Source organism: Rhizobium sp. CG5 (assembly GCF_023701945.1).
Lineage (GTDB): Bacteria > Pseudomonadota > Alphaproteobacteria > Rhizobiales > Rhizobiaceae > Allorhizobium.
In genome coordinates this window covers 129,765-146,450 of the sequence record NZ_JABAEF010000001.1, presented here as the reverse complement: position 1 = coordinate 146,450, position 16,686 = coordinate 129,765, and the positions used below count along the sequence as shown (strand labels likewise).

Annotated in this window: 16 protein-coding genes and 1 other RNA gene; 7 read left to right on the top strand and 10 right to left on the bottom strand. The window is 62.1% G+C overall.

Translation table 11 applies throughout. The features are described 5' to 3' along the window. Positions 1 to 3 precede the first annotated feature (3 nt). The 8 genes from rsmH to HGO38_RS00620 all read right to left on the bottom strand — a co-directional run bounded on the left by rsmH (position 4) and on the right by HGO38_RS00620 (position 6,319). On the bottom strand, positions 4 to 1,029 hold the full coding sequence (rsmH, locus tag HGO38_RS00655; RefSeq protein WP_250953992.1) for a 16S rRNA (cytosine(1402)-N(4))-methyltransferase RsmH: 1,026 nt from the start codon (positions 1,027 to 1,029) through the stop codon (positions 4 to 6). A gap of 14 nt (positions 1,030 to 1,043) precedes the next feature. Continuing rightward, positions 1,044 to 1,484 (bottom strand): division/cell wall cluster transcriptional repressor MraZ, encoded by a 441-nt coding sequence (gene mraZ, locus HGO38_RS00650; RefSeq protein WP_250953991.1) that lies wholly within the window; start codon positions 1,482 to 1,484, stop codon positions 1,044 to 1,046. 410 nt (positions 1,485 to 1,894) lie between these two features. Next, positions 1,895 to 2,293: RNase P RNA component class A (rnpB, locus tag HGO38_RS00645), an RNA gene on the bottom strand. 68 nt (positions 2,294 to 2,361) lie between these two features. After that, positions 2,362 to 3,555 carry an NAD(P)/FAD-dependent oxidoreductase gene (locus tag HGO38_RS00640; protein ID WP_250953990.1) on the bottom strand — a complete coding sequence of 398 codons (1,194 nt, stop codon included), beginning with the start codon at positions 3,553 to 3,555 and terminating at the stop codon, positions 2,362 to 2,364. A 107-nt stretch (positions 3,556 to 3,662) separates the two neighbouring features. Next, positions 3,663 to 4,184 carry a lytic transglycosylase domain-containing protein gene (locus HGO38_RS00635; RefSeq protein WP_250953989.1) on the bottom strand — a complete coding sequence of 174 codons (522 nt, stop codon included), beginning with the start codon at positions 4,182 to 4,184 and terminating at the stop codon, positions 3,663 to 3,665. Between the two features lie 254 nt (positions 4,185 to 4,438). Further along, positions 4,439 to 5,200 carry an N-acetylmuramoyl-L-alanine amidase gene (locus HGO38_RS00630; protein ID WP_250953988.1) on the bottom strand — a complete coding sequence of 254 codons (762 nt, stop codon included), beginning with the start codon at positions 5,198 to 5,200 and terminating at the stop codon, positions 4,439 to 4,441. Next, complete coding sequence (locus HGO38_RS00625) at positions 5,197 to 5,934, bottom strand: J domain-containing protein (RefSeq protein WP_250953987.1); 738 nt, start codon at positions 5,932 to 5,934, stop codon at positions 5,197 to 5,199. The genes HGO38_RS00630 and HGO38_RS00625 overlap by 4 nt, the downstream gene beginning before the upstream one ends. Positions 5,935 to 6,004: 70 nt before the next feature. Then, on the bottom strand, positions 6,005 to 6,319 hold the full coding sequence (locus HGO38_RS00620; RefSeq protein ID WP_250953986.1) for a hypothetical protein: 315 nt from the start codon (positions 6,317 to 6,319) through the stop codon (positions 6,005 to 6,007). Positions 6,320 to 6,353: 34 nt separating this feature from the next. Here HGO38_RS00620 and HGO38_RS00615 point away from each other — a divergent pair, with 34 nt between their 5' ends. The 3 genes from HGO38_RS00615 to HGO38_RS00605 all read left to right on the top strand — a co-directional run bounded on the left by HGO38_RS00615 (position 6,354) and on the right by HGO38_RS00605 (position 9,273). Further along, positions 6,354 to 7,568 carry a pyrophosphate--fructose-6-phosphate 1-phosphotransferase gene (locus tag HGO38_RS00615; RefSeq protein WP_250953985.1) on the top strand — a complete coding sequence of 405 codons (1,215 nt, stop codon included), beginning with the start codon at positions 6,354 to 6,356 and terminating at the stop codon, positions 7,566 to 7,568. Positions 7,569 to 7,619: 51 nt separating this feature from the next. Beyond that, positions 7,620 to 8,255: a LysE family translocator gene (locus HGO38_RS00610; RefSeq protein WP_250953984.1), complete on the top strand. Its 636-nt coding sequence runs from the start codon at positions 7,620 to 7,622 to the stop codon at positions 8,253 to 8,255. Positions 8,256 to 8,406: 151 nt separating this feature from the next. Beyond that, positions 8,407 to 9,273, top strand: a complete 867-nt coding sequence (locus HGO38_RS00605) for a lytic transglycosylase domain-containing protein (protein WP_250953983.1) — start codon at positions 8,407 to 8,409, stop codon at positions 9,271 to 9,273. Between the two features lie 3 nt (positions 9,274 to 9,276). Here HGO38_RS00605 and HGO38_RS00600 read toward each other — a convergent pair whose 3' ends face one another. Beyond that, complete coding sequence (locus HGO38_RS00600) at positions 9,277 to 10,650, bottom strand: serine hydrolase domain-containing protein (RefSeq protein WP_250953982.1); 1,374 nt, start codon at positions 10,648 to 10,650, stop codon at positions 9,277 to 9,279. 95 nt (positions 10,651 to 10,745) lie between these two features. Continuing rightward, positions 10,746 to 12,233: a putative bifunctional diguanylate cyclase/phosphodiesterase gene (locus HGO38_RS00595; RefSeq protein ID WP_250953981.1), complete on the bottom strand. Its 1,488-nt coding sequence runs from the start codon at positions 12,231 to 12,233 to the stop codon at positions 10,746 to 10,748. Positions 12,234 to 12,496: 263 nt separating this feature from the next. Here HGO38_RS00595 and HGO38_RS00590 point away from each other — a divergent pair, with 263 nt between their 5' ends. From HGO38_RS00590 to HGO38_RS00575, 4 genes are all read left to right on the top strand, one after another. After that, positions 12,497 to 13,747 (top strand): BtaA family protein, encoded by a 1,251-nt coding sequence (locus tag HGO38_RS00590; protein WP_250953980.1) that lies wholly within the window; start codon positions 12,497 to 12,499, stop codon positions 13,745 to 13,747. Further along, complete coding sequence (locus HGO38_RS00585) at positions 13,744 to 14,409, top strand: class I SAM-dependent methyltransferase (protein ID WP_250953979.1); 666 nt, start codon at positions 13,744 to 13,746, stop codon at positions 14,407 to 14,409. The genes HGO38_RS00590 and HGO38_RS00585 overlap by 4 nt, the downstream gene beginning before the upstream one ends. Positions 14,410 to 14,541: 132 nt before the next feature. Then, the gene (locus HGO38_RS00580; RefSeq protein ID WP_250953978.1) at positions 14,542 to 15,324 is read left to right on the top strand and encodes a glycoside hydrolase family 25 protein; all 783 of its coding nucleotides are present in this window, start codon (positions 14,542 to 14,544) and stop codon (positions 15,322 to 15,324) included. Between the two features lie 161 nt (positions 15,325 to 15,485). Continuing rightward, a complete protein-coding gene (locus HGO38_RS00575) occupies positions 15,486 to 16,676 on the top strand; it encodes a lytic murein transglycosylase (protein WP_250953977.1) in 1,191 nt (396 codons plus the stop codon). Positions 16,677 to 16,686: the final 10 nt, after the last annotated feature.

The following is a 16,686-nucleotide window of genomic DNA, read 5'->3' as shown; positions in this document are numbered from 1 at the left end:
CGATCAGCCTCCCATCCGGTTGATCTCTGCCAGATCCGGCAGGTCGAAGATTGACAGGTCGTCGCGCTCGGCCGGCGCCTGGCTGCGCACCGCGGCCCGCAGCTTGGCCGAGCGGGCCCGCGGATTGGCCTCCGCCTCTTCCTCGCTTGCCGACACCATGGTCTTGCCGAGCGGCTCGAAGGTGGCAGGACGCTCATGCACCATCGGCATATGCCGCGAACCGGCGGCCCGGCCGTCGCGATCCGACAGGAATTTCTTGACGATCCGGTCCTCCAGCGAATGGAAGGTCACGACCACCAGCCGTCCGCCGGGCTTCAGCGACCGTTCCGCCGCAAACAGTGCCTGTGCCAGCTCCCCGAGTTCGTCATTGACGAAGATGCGCAGCGCCTGGAAGACCCGCGTCGCCGGATGGATCTTGTCCTTGGCCTTGCGCGGCGTGACGATCTCGATCATGCCCGCCAGGTCGCGGGTCGTCCGAAATGGCTCATTGGCCCGCCGCTTTTCGATCGCACGGGCAATGCGACCGGATTGCTTCTCTTCGCCGAGAAACCCGAAAATGCGTATGAGATCCGACACTTTGGCGCGATTGACCACGTCGGCTGCCGAAACGCCGGCGCCGGACATGCGCATATCGAGCGGCCCGTTGCGCTGGAAGGAAAAGCCGCGCTCCGCCTCGTCGATCTGCATCGACGACACGCCGATATCGAGCACGATGCCGTCGAGCCCGCCGTCTGGTGCAAACTGATCGAGATTGGAAAACTGCGCGTGATGCAGGGCGAGATGACCGCCGCGCGACGCGACGAGCGCCTGTCCGCCGGCAATCGCCGTGGGGTCGCGGTCGAGCGCAATGACATCGGCGCCGGCATCGAGGATGGCCGCCGTATAGCCGCCGGCACCGAACGTGCCGTCGAGGATAACCTTGCCCGGCTCAGGTGCGAGCGCCGTCAGCACTTCTTTCAGAAGAACCGGAATGTGACGGATCGGTCCGCCATCAGCTTCAGTAAAACCTCCGCCAAGATCCGCCGCCATTCCGTTCCCTCGTACTATCGGGAGCGCGAACCTTGTCGCTTGCGCTCCTCTCTTGCCGCCGCCTGCGCCTCGTGAAACGCCTGCGGCTGCCAAAGCTGAAAATGATCCGAGCGCCCGACAAAGGCGACCTCGGACGTGATACCCGTGAAGTCCCGGATGAAATCCGTGACCATCAGGCGCCCTTCCGCATCGAGGCGCATGAAGACGCCGCCGCCATGCACCAGCAAGGACATTTCGTTGGCTTGCGGCGAAAACGCATCCTCCGCCGCAATCTGCCGCTCGTACCGCTCGAGCAGATCCGGACCGCCGACGCTGATCGCTGGAAACACGAAGTCCTGAAAGCAGTAAAGCTCCGGAATATCGCGTTGCGCCAGAACAGATCTGAACGCCGCCGGAACGGAAACCCGCCCCTTCGCATCGATCCTGTTTGTCGCATTGGACAGGAAGCGGTTCATAACGCTTTACAGCCGCTCCTACTCGAATGAGACGGATTGCCCGCCCCCTTGAATTCCCCCGCACCTGCGTCGTGACGCCTGCAAGATTGCAGCTTGAGCGACCAACAAAACCATCAAAGTCATCGCTTCCGGTTGCGGAAACGAACGCTTCGATGGGTCGTTCAAAAGTGCAGTTATGGGATACCATGGGACAATTTGGGCGTCAATGGGATGAGGTCTGTAGCGACACGTTCGGCAGTCAAATCTTTATAAGCCGTTAAGTTTAACGAATGGTTAGGAACGCGCATTTGGCGCGAGGTGCGCAAAGCGTCGCCGGCGCGGCTTCACCACGCTGAAATGAATGAATATAATGATGAAATTTCAATGCATTACGGGAAGTCTCAGTCCTCATTCATGCCCTTTGGGCAAAGGGTGCCAGTTGGCCTGTAAGCCGGGTTCTGTATGGCTCCGGTCGCCCGGAACGTGGCAGCCATTCATCTGGGACAGCATTTGCACACTGCCTCTCGCAACCCACCCGGATGACTGGCCCGGAAACAGGCTGTAGCCCCGCTTGCGCGAGGCCCGCGTCATCCCTATTCGGTCTTGCTCCCGGTGGGGTTTACCGTGCCGTCCCTGTCACCAGCGACGCGGTGGGCTCTTACCCCACCCTTTCACCCTTACCCCGTAAACGGGGCGGTTTGCTTTCTGTGGCACTTTCCCTGAGGTCGCCCTCGCCGGACGTTATCCGGCACCGTGTTTCCGTGGAGCCCGGACTTTCCTCACCCTACCGCCTTTCGGCATTGGTAAAGCGCGGCTGCCCAGCCAACTGGCAGGGCGTCCATAACCGACACCGACCGGGAAAGCCACCGAAAAGATCGCCGCCTGGACCGCGCTTTGTTCACGCAAGGAAATGCGGCTCAAAATCAGTGCTGTAGCCCTCGTCGTTGATTCGGCCTGTGAGCAGCATCTCAGCCCCCAGCCGGCCGATTTCGTCGGAACTCTTGGCCGCCGCCCCGCAGCCGCCGGTCAACATCATAACCTTGTCGCTGCCGGCCGGGCCGATGGCCGGATAGCCCGTCGGTGTAAAGGATGTCACGCAGGCACTCATCGTCACCGGCGCCTGCGAAAGAGCCGGCACCAGCCGGTCGATGATCCGCTTCAAATGGTCGCGCGTGCTGTCGCGGCCGCCGCGCCGGAACCAGGCACGGATCTCCGGTTCGCTTGCCAAGGGCAGATCGTCCGGATCGCCGCCGATCTTCAGATAGGTCCGACCATCGGGATAGCGCACCGGCGGCAGCAGGTAGATGTGATCGTGGGGTTCGTGCGATTCGACGATCAGCGACGGCATGCCGGCATAGCGCGGCAGATCGGCGTCAGAAATTTCGAAGAAGGCGACGGTCCTCGCGTAAACCTTCAGATCAACCGGACGCGGCAAGAGATTCTGGGCAATAGAGAAACCGCCCGCGGCCACCAGAACCTTGTCGGCTTGGTAGCTGCGACCCTCGGCCGTGGTCACCGTGGCACCGGAACCATCCGGCACGACCGACACGACGGTCTCGGCAATGATCGCCGCCCCTGCCCGTTCCGCCAGCAGCGCCTGCGCCGCCACCAGCCGACGCGGATTGATGTAGCCGGCCCGTTTCGCCTCGAACACCCCTTCGCATTGCGGCTCGAAAGCAAAATAGGAAAACCTGTCCGAAAGCCCGGCATTGTCCAACAGATCGGTCGAAACCCCGAGCCGGCCTGCGGCCTCCACCACCTCGCCCACATAGGCATTGGCGCCGCCGCGCTGTGGCCCGACGATCAGGCACCCCGTCTCGTGGTAGAAGTCGATGCCGCTCTGCTCGGCAATTTCGCCATAGCGCGCAATGGAGCGGTTGGCGAGCAAGGCCCAGTCCGCATCGCGATCGATGGTGCGGGTAATGCGCGCCTCGTCGTAATGGCTGGCAAAGACGCCCTGATGGCTGGCCATGTCGACCGGTTCGTCCGGGCCGATCAGGGCCACGCCCTCCGTCATCTGCGCCAGATGGCGGGCCGCCGCGGCCCCCATCATGCCACGCCCGACAATGATAAATTTAAACCTGTCCGCCATGCCTTATCCACTATCCGACCTGCTGCAATCATTCGCAGATAGCATGCGGACAAATGTCCTGCATCATTGGTTTGCGCCACGCAGCCGTCCTGCGGCGCGACATTGCGTCACGAGCCGATCAGGGCCAGCACCTTGCCGCAATAGCGCTTGGACACCGGGTTCATGCGCGTCGCGCCATGCCCGGCATTGTAGCGCAGGATCGTGCCACAGGTCTCGCCGCCGCCCAGTTCATGGGCTGCCGCCAGATATTTCATGCCGAACATGATATTGGTTTCCGGATCGTAGAGACCCGATGTCTTGCCGCGATAGCCCATGGCCCGCGCGGTGGCCGGCTTGATCTGCATCAGGCCGATTTCACCGGCACTGCCGCGAGCCTTCGGATTGAAATTGCTTTCGACACGCACCACCGCATGGGCCAGCGAGACCGGCACGCCATACTTGGCCGCATAGGTCGAGATCAGCTTTCCATACGGGCTTTGCGAGAATTTCGGCATGGCAAAGCCGCTCTCGCGTTTTACGGTCAAAAGCGGCTTGGTGTAGGTGCGTTCCTCATCGCGGGCGCTCGCCGTTCCGAATCCGGACACAAGAATAGCGAGGCATGCCGCGGCAGCAACAAAGGGTCTTGTCATTTTGAAAGTCAGTCTCCGAACCAGGGGCGGTATCGCTGCGCTGTATTGCGTTAGTCTTTCGGCAGCTCGCTCCACCACGGGATGCGCGCCGCCCTGCCCTCATCGTTGATATTCGCGGCCACTCTACTCATCGAGGCGCCGCATTCAGCACCGTGCTTAGAGCCGTTCTTTAAGGAATTCCTGTGGCACGCCGGATTTTTAGGCAGAAAGACCGTGCGGCGACCTCCGCTCCGGCAACCGCCAGCCGCTGTTTTTCAGCCGAAACGCGGCAGCGACGACAACAGCCGATGCAGGGTTTCGATGGTCGACATGTCAGCAATACCATCGACCTGCTGCGGTCGGAAATGCAGCTGAAAGGCCTTCACCACGGCCTCGGTTTTATCCGAGAATTCGCCCGTGATATCAATTCCGTAACCATAGAGCGACAGCATCGACTGCAGGGCTTCCACCGGCTGTCCGCAATCGCCGCGCTGGAAGAAGCGTCCACCGCTGACCGCAACCGGCTGCACCCAGTGGCCGATGCCGGCCTGATGGAGTTTTCCCCAGGGGAACATTTCGCCCGGATCGACCTTGCGTCCCGGCGCGATATCCGAGTGTCCCAGCACCCGCTCGGGCAGGATTTCAAGCCGCTCGACGCAATTCCGACACAATCTGACGACCGCCTCGACCTGCGCATCCGGAAAAGCCGGCAGGCCCGCCGGATGGCCGCCATTGGCAATCTCGATGCCGATCGACCGGGAATTGATATCGCTCTCGCCGGCCCATTGGCTCTTGCCCGCATGCCAGGCCCGCAGCGCCTCGGGCACCATCTGCACAACCGTGCCATCCTGGTGCACGAAATAATGGCTCGAGACCTGGCTTTCTTCGTTGCAGAGCCAGGCCAGCGCGCCCTCGTCCGAGTCCATGCCGGTATAGTGCAGGATGATCATGTCGGCGGTGCCACCGCCGGCCCGCTCCCCATGGTTGGGGGACGGCACAACCTTAGCGCCGGGGTAATCGGCGTGGAAGATTTTCATGCGGCGCGGCGTTCTTTTTCGATCGCCGCATAGGCCGCGTTGAACGTCGCCATGCGCTGATGGGCCGCGGCATGGAATTCGACCGGAACGCCGCGGGCATGCAGCTTGTCGGGATGATGTTCCGAGGCAAGCGCCCGGTAGCGCGTGCGGATCGTTGCAAAATCATCCGACGGCAAGACGCCGAGAACCCCGTAAGGATCCCGCTCGGCGTAAAGATGGCGGCGGCTCACCTGTTCGAAGCGGTCCTCGTCGATGCCGAAGATGTCGGCGATGCGCGCCAGGAACGCCAGTTCCTTCTCGTGGATCAGCCCGTCGGCCTTGGCGATATGAAACAGGCCGTCGACGATGTCTTCCAGGACAGGGCAGCCCTTGGTGCCGGAACCGCACATCTTGGCGATCTTCTCGGCATAGGCCTCGTAGCCGGCCACGTCCTGGCGGGCCAGATTATAGAGCCGCGCCACGTTTTTCGCCTCTTCCGGCGGAAAATCGAAGATCGACCGGAACGCATCCACTTCCGCATTGGTGACAATGCCGTCGGCCTTGGCCATCTTGGCGGACAAGGCGATGATCGCTACCGAAAACGACACGCGACGGCGGGTTTCCGGATCGCCCTCGAAGACGGTCCTGACCGCTTCGACCATGCTGGACAGCGCATTTCCCGCCGCATCGCCGATAGCGCCGAGCAGCCGATCCCAGAACGAAGCTATCTGTTCGCATGCAAAATCGAAAATCATGCCGGCAGCATGACCAAATAATCGCGCAAAAAGCAAGCCACGGAGACTTGAGAACCAGGTTAAACTTTGTTCACAATAACGCGTTCAAGCGCTTGAGCGGCCATCCTTCTTGCCCTTGGCGCGCGTGTTCGGCGGTTTCATTTTCTGGAATGCCGGCCTGGCGATCGGCGGAATTTCGCGCGTCGCACAGGTGCAAAGGATGCAGACATTCGTCACCCTGTTTTTTTCTGCGCTGCTGCTCGGCGCGCATATCGACATTGAAACGATTAGATTCGCGCTCCGCGTCGCTGTCGTCGTCTGGCTTGGCCGAAAGGCCCGAATTTCTTGAACAATTCACTTTACAGCCCCGCCCGTCTTGTCGCATCCATGGCGCCGAAACAAACATCTGAGCGGCGCATCCCGGCGTCCAAGGAGGAATAATGGCCAAACAGAAAGTCGCAATGCTGACCGCCGGCGGTCTGGCTCCCTGCCTCTCGTCCGCAGTGGGCGGCCTGATCGAGCGCTACACCGACATCGACCCCGACGTCGAGCTGGTCGCCTACAAATCAGGCTATCGCGGCCTTCTGATGGACTACAAGATCGAGATCACCAAGGAGATGCGCGAGAAGGCCCATGTGCTGCATCGCTACGGCGGCTCGCCGATCGGCAACAGCCGCGTCAAGCTGACCAACACGGCCGACTGCGTCAAACGCGGCCTGGTCAAGGAAGGTGAAAATCCGCTGCGCGTTGCCGCCGAACGGCTGGCCGAGGACGGCATCACTATCCTTCACACCATCGGCGGTGACGATACCAACACGACGGCTGCCGACCTTGCCGCCTATCTCGGCGCCAATGGCTACAACCTCACCGTGGTCGGCCTGCCGAAGACAGTCGACAACGATGTCGTGCCGATCCGCCAGTCGCTCGGCGCCTGGACGGCTGCCGAAGTCGGCGCCCGCTTCTTCGACCACGTCTCCAACGAGCAGAGTGCCGCACCGCGCTCGCTGGTCATCCACGAAGTCATGGGCCGCCATTGCGGCTGGCTGACCGCGGCCACCGCCCGCGCCTATATCCAGCGCACCCGTCACAATGAATATATCGACGGCTTCATGATGAACACCGAGATGAAGAACATTGACGGGATCTACCTGCCCGAGACCCATTTCGACCTCGATGCCGAAGCCGAGCGCCTGAAGGACATCATGGACCGCTGCGGCTTCGTGACGCTGTTCGTCTCGGAGGGCGCCTGCATGAACGAAATCGTCGCCGATCGCGAAGCCGCCGGCGAGGACATCAAGCGCGACGCCTTCGGCCATGTGAAGCTTGACACCATTAATGTCGGCAATTGGTTCCAGAAGCATTTCGCCAAGCTGCTCGATGCCGAACGCTCCATGGTGCAGAAATCAGGCTACTATGCCCGCTCGGCACCGGCCAATTACGAAGACCTGCGCCTGATCCAGAGCATGGTCGACCTGGCTGTCGAAAGCGGCCTCAACAAGGTATCCGGCGTCACCGGCCATGACGAGGACCAGGGCGGCAAGCTGCGTGCCATCGAATTTTCGCGCATCCAGGGCGGCAAGGCCTTCGATGTCAAAACCCCCTGGTTTGGGGAGGTGATGGATTTCATCGGCCAAAAATACGATCCTGCCAATTGACGACTCCGGCAAATGGTGGCTTGCTCTTTATGATGCGAGGGAGTGAACATCATGTCCATTGAACACTGGCTAGCCTTTGCCGCGGCATCGGCGATCATGCTGGCTATTCCAGGCCCGACGATCCTGCTGGTGACGTCTTATGCGCTCGGCCACGGCCGAAAAACCGCCTTTGCGACCGTCACAGGCGTCGCCCTGGGCGATTTGGTGGCCATGACCGCCTCCATTGCCGGCGTCGGCGCGCTGTTGGCCACCTCGGCCACGGCCTTCATGGTGCTGAAATGGATCGGCGGCGCCTATCTCGTCTTTCTCGGCATCCGCCTGTGGCGGGCGCCGATCATCGAGGGACACCTGGCCGACAACGACAATCTGCCGCAGCAGCGGTTTTTGAAGATCTTCGGCCATGCCTTCATCGTGACCGCGCTCAACCCCAAGAGCATCGTGTTCTTCGTCGCCTTCGTTCCGCAATTCATCAGCCCGTCGCTGCCCTTCCTGCCGCAGATCGCGATTTTCGAGGCAACCTTCGTGATCCTCGCCATGCTGAATGCCACGGTCTATGCGCTCGTCGCCGATCGCGCCCGGCGCTTTATCCGCAAGGCTTCGACCCAGCGAGTGGTCAACAAAACCGGCGGCACCATGCTGATCGCGGCCGGTGCCGTGACGGCCGGCTATCGCAAGATCGCCGCGTGACAGTCGTCCACCTTGCCGAATATTAACCTTTGGACTATGAACGCTTTGTGATCACGCTTTATGCGGCGATCAAAAGATTCGTGAAACGACGGTGATCGGCATGATGGTGAATTGGAAAAGCAGCTACGCTCCGGGTTTGGCAGTCGTGCTGATGACCGCTCTTTCAGGCTGCACGGCCATGAACGAAACGGACAAGGCCGACCTCAAGGCGACGCCGACCACCCCGGCACCATCGACCGATATGGCCGCGGTCGTCACCGCACCGGCGATGTATGACTTGGAAGACGGCACGCAAGTCGCCGTCCTTCTGCCGACTCCCAAGCCCGGCAGCGAGATATCGCTGGCCCTTGCTCCGGCGATCGCAACCCCCGTCGACACCGCCAATGCCGCGGTCCTCGCCGAAACACCGACCGCAGCTGTGGCCGTGGCCTCGGCCCAGAATGGCCTGGTGACCGCCATGGTCGCCCCGACCGACACGACACTGACAGCCGAGATATCCGCCGTCCAGTCCATCGTACCGACCCCCAAGCCGGCTACCGCCACCATGCTGGCCTATGCCGCGCCGAGCAAGGGTGGCTCGCTGGCCGCGATCGACAACCAGTACGACCTGTCTGGCCCGGCCGCCCCGCAGATCATCGCCCCGGCCCCGGGCGCCGCCGCTTTGTCCGGACCGACTGCGCTGAATGGCCTGATCAGCAAATATGCCAAGATCTACGACATGCCGGAAGCGCTGATCCATCGCGTCGTGCATCGTGAAAGCCGCTACAATCCGGCTGCCTTCAACGGCGGCCATTACGGCCTGATGCAGATCAAATATGCGACCGCCAAGTCGATGGGTTACGATGGCCCCGCCGCCGGCCTGTTCGATGCCGAGACCAATATCAAATATGCCGCGAAATACCTGCGTGGCGCCTGGCTGGTGGCCGACAACAGCAATGACAATGCGGTCCGCCTCTATGCCCGTGGCTATTATTACGACGCCAAGAGCAAGGGCATGCTGCACGTCCTGCAGCCCTGACCATCACTTCAAAGCGTCGATCACCGCCTTGACGAAAGGCTGCGGCCGATAGCCGACCGAGTATGGCGTAAGGCCCAATCGAACCACCACCAGTCTTTCCGACGGCACGATGGCCATCGACTGGCCGTCATGGCCCAGCGCCCAATAGGCATCGCCCGGCAGCCCGAACCGCTCGTCCGGCTCGTTACCCGGACCGACCTGCCAGGCCTGCCCATTCGTATAGCTGCGGCCCGAAGCCTGAGTTGGCGCCTGCATCGACTGCACGAAACCGGCCGGCAGCAGACGCGCGCCATTCCACACACCGTCCTGCAACAGGAATTGCCCGAACCGCGCCCAGTCCGGCGCTGTTGCGTAGAGGTAGGAACTCGCCACAAAAGTTCCCGCCTGGTCTGTCTCCATCACCGCACTGGTCATGCTAAGCGGCGCGAACAGGGCCAATCGCGGATAGGCGAGTGCTGCAGCCGGATCCTCGAACGTATTCATCCACAGGCGCGCCAGCATGACGCTGGTGCCGGAGGAATAGTTGAACACCGTGCCGGGATCGGCAACCGATGGCATGGCCCCGGAGAACGCTGCCATATCCGGCTCGAGATAGAGCATGCGCGTCACGTCGGTGACGCCGCCGTAGTCCTCGTTGAACTGCAAGCCGCTCTGCATTGCCATCAGATCGGCGGGCGTGATGGCGGCGCGCGGTTCGTCGCTCCACTGCGGGAAAAGCCCTTGAGCCTCGAGATCGAGGCGGCCTTCGGCCACCGCCCGGCCGAGAATGGCGGCATTGACGGTCTTGGTCATCGACCAGCCGAGCAGCGGCGTGTCGCGGTCAAAGGCCGGACCATAGGCCTCGCCGACAAGCCGACCGTCCTTGACGATGACGACGGCGCGCATGCCGCGCCCGATGAGATCCGGGTCGCTGAGAAGAGCGCCCAGGCGCGGATCGTTGACAATGCGATCACCGCCAGCCGGCCACAGGCCGTGCGCCGCGGCCGGCAACGGCGGCAGAGCGACCGGCGGCGCATCGAGAACCGTCTGCAGATCGCCGCCGTCCGCTACATTGGCGCAGCCGAGCCCCTCCCGGTAGACGGCAGTCGCCGGCGCGAAGACGCGCAACATCCTGGCTGTGACGCGTCCCCGCTCGCGGTCGACGTCGACATGCACGGTGCGCAGCAGCGGATGGCCGGGCGCCTGCACATCCTGCGCCAGCACTTGAGCCCCGTCGCGTTTGGCCAGAAAGACATTCGAGCAGACGATCTTGGCCGCATAGCCGGTTCCGACGCGCAGCAGTTCCGGCGGCGCCAGCGACAGCCAGGCGATCACGCCGGTCAGAAGCATGACGAAAACCAGCACAAAGCCCTGCAGCACCCGACGAACAATCCGCATGACCATTCCTTCCACGAAGAGAAAGGCATGCAAGCAGGAAAATGCTACAGGCGAAAGACCGCGCCGGACATTTCACGCAAAGATCGGCACGCCGCTCAGCCGACCAGGGCAGCCGGCTGAGGGTGAGCGAGCAGCAAGGAGCCGACCATGGCAGCCGGCACCGGCTTTGAAATCAGGAAGCCTTGCGCCTCGGAAATCCCGAGCGTCCGCACAAAGGCCATTTGCTGCTCCGTTTCGATTCCCTCGATCGTCGTGTGGATCTGAAAGGTGGTCGACAGTTTCTGCATCAGATCGACCAGATGGGCGTCGCGCTGGCTTTCCAGCATTTCCTTGGCAAACGACCGGTCGATCTTCAACTGGTCGAGCGGAAACATCTTCAGATTGTTGATCGACGAGAATCCAGTGCCGAAATCATCGAGCGCGATGCGAACCCCCATGGCGCGCAGCGCCGTCAGGCTTTCGCACACCACCTGCATGTCGACCGAAAACACGGACTCCGTCACCTCGATCGTCAGCCGGCCGGGCGCCAGTCCCGCCTCCTCGAGGCAGTCCCTGACATAGGCGACGAAGCCGCGGTCCTTGAACTGGTCGCCGGACACGTTGACGCCGACACCGGTCGGCGATGGCCAGCCTGCCGCTTCAAGGCAGGCGTTTTTCACCACCCATCGGCCGATCGCCAGGATCATGCCGGTCTTTTCGGCGAGCGGAATGAAGACGCCGGGCGCGATCACGCCGCGCTGTGGATGTTGCCAGCGCAGCAGCGCTTCGAGCGAACGCACGGCACCGCTCTCGACGCCGATAATCGGCTGATATTCCAGGAACAGTTCATTGTCCTGCAGGGCGCGCGCCAGATCCCGTTCGGTCTCGATATCCAGCAATGCCTCGGTGGCCATCTCGACGGAATAGAAGAAATGGGTCGAGCCAAAGGCTTCCTTGGCCTTGTAGAGGGCAAGATCGGCCCGCTTGAGGATCTGCGACATGCCGCAATCCGCAGCCTCGACAAAGGTCACGCCAATGCTGACGCCGCTGACCACCCGGCCGCGCAACAGGTCGAACGGCGCGCCGGCATCGGTTTCGATGCGCTGGCACAATGTCACGATATCGGCCCTGTCGACGACATTGCCGCCCACCGCCACGAATTCGTCGCCGCCCAGGCGAAACAACTGCCCCGTCTCGCCGAGCAGCGCGGCCAGACGCCTGCTGAGCGCAATCAGCAACTCGTCGCCCGCATCGTGCCCCATCGTGTCATTGACGGACTTGAAGCGATCCAGATCAAGCAGCAAAACCGCCGTAGCGGATCGACGATCCCGCGCCTCCAAAAAGCGCTGCAACTCCTGTTCCAGCGCCATCCGATTGGGCAAGCCGGTCAGCCGATCGTGCCTCGCCTCGTACAGAAGCCTTTGCTCGTCTCGCTCCAGGTCCTGGATCCGCTGACGAAGCCGGTCCTGATGATGGCCGAACCCCATGCCAAGCACAGCGGCCAGCGCCACCGTGGCGATATGGCCCGGACTTATTCGAAAAAGGTCTATAGCCGCAGACGGCCCGTCGATTAAGGCCATGGCCGAAAATATCAAAAGCGGCATCGCCGCACCTATTGCCGAGCCCACGAAGACATATCGTATACGGGACGTCGGCAGAAACGCATTTAACATCATGTTAATCGCCCCCGAAACTGTAGCGAAACCTTACGATACGAGCGATTAAAGCTTCGTTATTACTACGCGGTTCGCGAGCTACAATAACAAAGGCACAACCGTCCTATAACGGCCATGCACATCCCTCGTCATCAAACTGTAGCACTGCCGGGTTAAACGCCGTGAACTTCGAACGGGAAGGCTAATACACCATGACCGATGTTGCTCCGGACGCTGGCTTTGGCAAGAACCACAAACTGAAGAGCGCGCTGCTCCAACATAAGGCGCTTTCGAAGGACGGCTTTTCCGAGCGCCTGTTCGGCCTGTTGTTCTCAGGCCTGGTCTACCCGCAGATCTGGGAAGATCCCGATGTCGACATGGCGGCCATGGAGCTTGGTCCCGGCCACCGCATCGTGACGATCGGCTCCGGCGGCTGCAACATGCTGGCCTATCTGTCCTGCGAGCCGGCCCGCATCGACGTAGTCGACCTCAATCCCCATCACATCGCCCTCAACCGGCTGAAACTGGCGGCGTTTCGCCACCTGCCGGACCATGGCGCCGTCGTGCGGCATCTGGGCGCCGACCGCGTCAGCACCAACAGCCGCTCCTTCGACCGCTACATCGCCCCCCATCTCGACAGCGCGACCCGTGATTACTGGAACAAGCGCGGCCTGACCGGCCGCCGCCGTATCACCGCCTTCAACCGCAACTTCTACCGCACCGGTCTGCTCGGCCGCTTCATCGGCGCCGGCCACGTCATTGCCCGCCTGCATGGCGTCAAGCTGCAGGACATCACCAAGGCGCGTTCGCTGCGCGAGCAGCGCCAGTTCTTCGAAGACCGCATCGCTCCGCTGTTCGAGCGTCCGGTCATCCGCTGGATGACAAGCCGCAAGAGTTCGCTGTTCGGCCTCGGCATCCCGCCCCAGCAGTATGACGAGCTGGCCAGCCTCTCTGAGGGCGGCACCATTGCTCCGGTGCTGCGCGGCCGGCTGGAGAAGCTCGCCTGCCATTTCCCCATTCGCGACAACTATTTCGCCTGGCAGGCCTTTGCCCGCCGCTATCCGCAGTCCCATGAAGGCACGCTTCCGACCTATCTGCGGCCGGAGCATTATGCGGCGATCCGCAAGCACACCGACAGCGTCACGGTTCATCACGCCAGCTTCACCGAACTTCTGGCCGGCAAACCGGCGGAAAGCGTCGACCGCTATGTGCTGCTCGATGCGCAGGACTGGATGACCGATGGCCAGTTGAACGACCTGTGGACCGAGATCACCCGCACGTCTTCCCCTTCGGCCCGCGTCATCTTCCGCACGGCGGCCGAAAAAAGCGTGCTTGACGGCCGGCTGTCGCCCGCCCTGCTCGACCAGTGGACCTATCTGCCGGAACGCTCCGAAGAGCTCAATCGCCTCGATCGTTCGGCCATCTATGGCGGTTTCCACATCTACGAGAAGCGCGCATCATGACCGGCGCCGGGACGATTGCCGACCCCTCCAGCACCGGCCATGCGCGACGCATGGACCGCATGTACCGCTATCAGCGCCATATCTACGACCTGACGCGCAAATATTACCTGCTCGGACGAGACCGGGCGATCGTCCGCCTCGACGCACCCGAGGGCGGCACCGTCCTGGAGATCGGCTGCGGCACAGGTCGAAATCTGCTTCTGGCCCATAAGCTCTACCCGACCGCCAGACTTTACGGCCTGGATATCTCTGCCGAAATGCTGTCTTCGGCGCGCGCCAATTTCCGCGGCAAGGCCCGGCAGCCCGTGCTGAAGGTCGCCGATGCCACCGCGTTTGAGGCCTCCGAATTCGGCCTTAGCGGTTTTGATCGGGTGCTGATCTCCTATGCCCTGTCGATGATCCCCGATTGGGAAAAGGCCGTCGACGCCGGGCTCGCAGCCCTGGCGCCGGGCGGCTCCCTGCACATCGTCGACTTCGGCCAGCAGGAAGGTCTGCCGCCGCGTTTCGGACGTTTCCTGAAGGCGTGGCTGGCCCGCTTTCATGTGACGCCGCGAAAAGATCTGCACGAGGCGCTGAAAAGCCGCGCCGATCGGGCCGGCCTGCACCTGGACTTCGAGAAAATCGGCCGCGGCTATGCCTGGCACGCCATAATTCGCACCTGAAGCCGATAAAGCAGTTGAAAATAACGAATTTTTTACGATGATAGCGGCAAAAAGGGACTAGCGCCTCTTTTGTCATTGCGTGTGTGCGCGCTGCATCGGGGGATATTTTCAATCGCAACGAACGGATCAGCGATGCGGTGGCTTCTCCTGGCGCTTTTGCCCCTGTCCTTGGCTCTGAGTGGCTGCACGTCCGGCAACTATGATCTCATGGAGACGGCATCGATCCCGCCGCGCTTCGCCGACAAGGATCCCCAGGATTTCGGCGCCAAGACCCCGAACCTTCACGCTGTACACGGCATCGACGTGTCGAAATGGAACGGCGATGTCGATTGGGGCAAGGTCAAGCAATCCGGCGTCTCCTTCGTCTTCATCAAGGCGACCGAAGGCAAGGACATGGTCGATCCGAAGTTCGACGAATACTGGAAAAAGGCAGCCGCCGCCGGCCTTGCCCACGCGCCCTACCATTTCTATTATTTCTGTTCGACCGCCGACGAGCAGGCCGACTGGTTCATCCGCAATGTACCGAAGGCCTCGATGCATCTGCCGCCGGTGCTCGACGTCGAGTGGAACCACACCTCCAAGACCTGCAAGTACCAGCCGAGCCCGCTGACCGTGCGCACCGAAATGCAGCGCTTCATGGACCGCATCGAGGCCTATTACGGCAAGCGTCCGATCATCTACACCTCGGTCGATTTCCACCGCGACAACCTGGTCGGCGAGTTCAAGGATTACCATTTCTGGGTCCGCGCCGTGGCGCAGCATCCCCAGGAGATCTATTCCGATCGGCGCTGGGCGTTCTGGCAATATACCTCGACCGGCGTCGTGCCGGGCATCAAGGGCGACACGGACATCAATGTCTTTGCCGGCACCCAGAAGAACTGGAAGAGCTGGGTCGCCGCCGTCTCCAAGCAGTAAGCGCAGCAGACATCGGCCGGCCGCAACATCCATCACAGCAGTCCAACACGCCGGTCGGCATAATAGAATGCTGCGCCATGCAGTTGTTTGGCCAAACTCCTTGCTTCCGTCACAATGCTTTTGAAGAAGAACGCTATGCCGACAGAAACAAGGATGTTCGAATGCCCCGCGCCCATCGTCTGACCATCGCCGCTGCTCTTGCAGCCTTTCTCTCCTCGACAGTCGCGGCCAGTGCGGCCGAATGCGGCGGTGACCTCGCGACTTTCTTCGCCGGCGTGAAGGCTGAAGCCGCAGCGTCCGGCGCGTCCGCGTCCGCCATCGACGCCACCCTTGCCGGAGCGCAGATCGATCAGAAGGTGCTGGGCCGCGACCGCGCCCAGGGCGTCTTCAAGCAGACCTTCCAGGAATTCTCCAAGCGCACCGTCAGCCAGGCGCGGCTCGACATCGGTCGCCAGAAGATGAAGCAATATGCCGAGGTCTTCGGCCGGGCCGAGAGCGAATTCGGCGTGCCGGCCGGCGTCATCGCCGCCTTCTGGGCGATGGAAACCGATTTCGGCGCCGTGCAGGGCGATTTCAACACCCGCAACGCGCTCGTCACGCTTTCCCATGACTGCCGCCGCCCGGAACTCTTCCGCCCGCAGCTGATGGCGCTGATCACCATGGTCGAACATGGTGATGTCGATCCGGCGAGCAATACCGGCGCCTGGGCCGGCGAAATCGGTCAGGTGCAGATGCTGCCAAAGGACATCGTCGCCTTCGGTATCGATGGCGATGGTGACGGCCATGTCAACGTCAAGAAAAGCTCGCCCGACGCCATCCTGACCGCCGCCAAGTTCATCGAACATCTCGGCTTCACGCGCGGCGAACCGTGGATCCAGGAAATCACCGTTCCCGACAACCTGCCCTGGGAAAAGACCGGCTTCGACAGCGGCCTGACGGCGGCCGACTGGTTCGCGCTCGGCGTCACGCCGCGCGACGGCAATACCCGGTTCGGCGCCCTGCATGCCTCGATCGTCCTGCCGCAGGGCCGCAAGGGTCCGGCCTTCCTGACCTATCCGAACTTCGGCATCTATCTCGAATGGAACCAGTCGTTCATCTACACCACCTCGGCGGCCTATTTCGCCACCCGCCTGATGGGGGCCGAACCCTATCTCAAGGGCAATCCGGAACAGGGTCTGTCCGACGAGGAGATGAAGGCGCTGCAGACCAAGCTGCAGGGCCTCGGCTACGATGTCGGCAAGATCGACGGCATCCTCGGTGCCGGCACCCGCACCGCCATCCAGAAGGAACAGCAGCGGCTCGGCATTCCGGCCGACGGCTGGCCGACCCCTGCCCTTCTGAGCGCTCTCTGAGCCGATCCCA

What these genes read in the sequence shown, in the direction of transcription:
- HGO38_RS00620 (WP_250953986.1), bottom strand. Translation starts at nt 6,319, where the DNA reads ATGTTTGTTTCGGCGCCATGGATGCGACAAGACGGGCGGGGCTGTAAA.
- HGO38_RS00635 (WP_250953989.1), bottom strand. Translation starts at nt 4,184, where the DNA reads ATGACAAGACCCTTTGTTGCTGCCGCGGCATGCCTCGCTATTCTTGTG.
- HGO38_RS00625 (WP_250953987.1), bottom strand. Translation starts at nt 5,934, where the DNA reads ATGATTTTCGATTTTGCATGCGAACAGATAGCTTCGTTCTGGGATCGG.
- HGO38_RS00640 (WP_250953990.1), bottom strand. Translation starts at nt 3,555, where the DNA reads ATGGCGGACAGGTTTAAATTTATCATTGTCGGGCGTGGCATGATGGGG.
- mraZ (WP_250953991.1), bottom strand. Translation starts at nt 1,484, where the DNA reads ATGAACCGCTTCCTGTCCAATGCGACAAACAGGATCGATGCGAAGGGG.
- HGO38_RS00605 (WP_250953983.1), top strand. Translation starts at nt 8,407, where the DNA reads ATGACCGCTCTTTCAGGCTGCACGGCCATGAACGAAACGGACAAGGCC.
- HGO38_RS00575 (WP_250953977.1), top strand. Translation starts at nt 15,486, where the DNA reads ATGCCCCGCGCCCATCGTCTGACCATCGCCGCTGCTCTTGCAGCCTTT.
- HGO38_RS00585 (WP_250953979.1), top strand. Translation starts at nt 13,744, where the DNA reads ATGACCGGCGCCGGGACGATTGCCGACCCCTCCAGCACCGGCCATGCG.
- HGO38_RS00595 (WP_250953981.1), bottom strand. Translation starts at nt 12,233, where the DNA reads ATGCCGCTTTTGATATTTTCGGCCATGGCCTTAATCGACGGGCCGTCT.
- HGO38_RS00590 (WP_250953980.1), top strand. Translation starts at nt 12,497, where the DNA reads ATGACCGATGTTGCTCCGGACGCTGGCTTTGGCAAGAACCACAAACTG.
- HGO38_RS00610 (WP_250953984.1), top strand. Translation starts at nt 7,620, where the DNA reads ATGTCCATTGAACACTGGCTAGCCTTTGCCGCGGCATCGGCGATCATG.
- HGO38_RS00615 (WP_250953985.1), top strand. Translation starts at nt 6,354, where the DNA reads ATGGCCAAACAGAAAGTCGCAATGCTGACCGCCGGCGGTCTGGCTCCC.
- HGO38_RS00580 (WP_250953978.1), top strand. Translation starts at nt 14,542, where the DNA reads ATGCGGTGGCTTCTCCTGGCGCTTTTGCCCCTGTCCTTGGCTCTGAGT.
- rsmH (WP_250953992.1), bottom strand. Translation starts at nt 1,029, where the DNA reads ATGGCGGCGGATCTTGGCGGAGGTTTTACTGAAGCTGATGGCGGACCG.
- HGO38_RS00630 (WP_250953988.1), bottom strand. Translation starts at nt 5,200, where the DNA reads ATGAAAATCTTCCACGCCGATTACCCCGGCGCTAAGGTTGTGCCGTCC.
- HGO38_RS00600 (WP_250953982.1), bottom strand. Translation starts at nt 10,650, where the DNA reads ATGCGGATTGTTCGTCGGGTGCTGCAGGGCTTTGTGCTGGTTTTCGTC.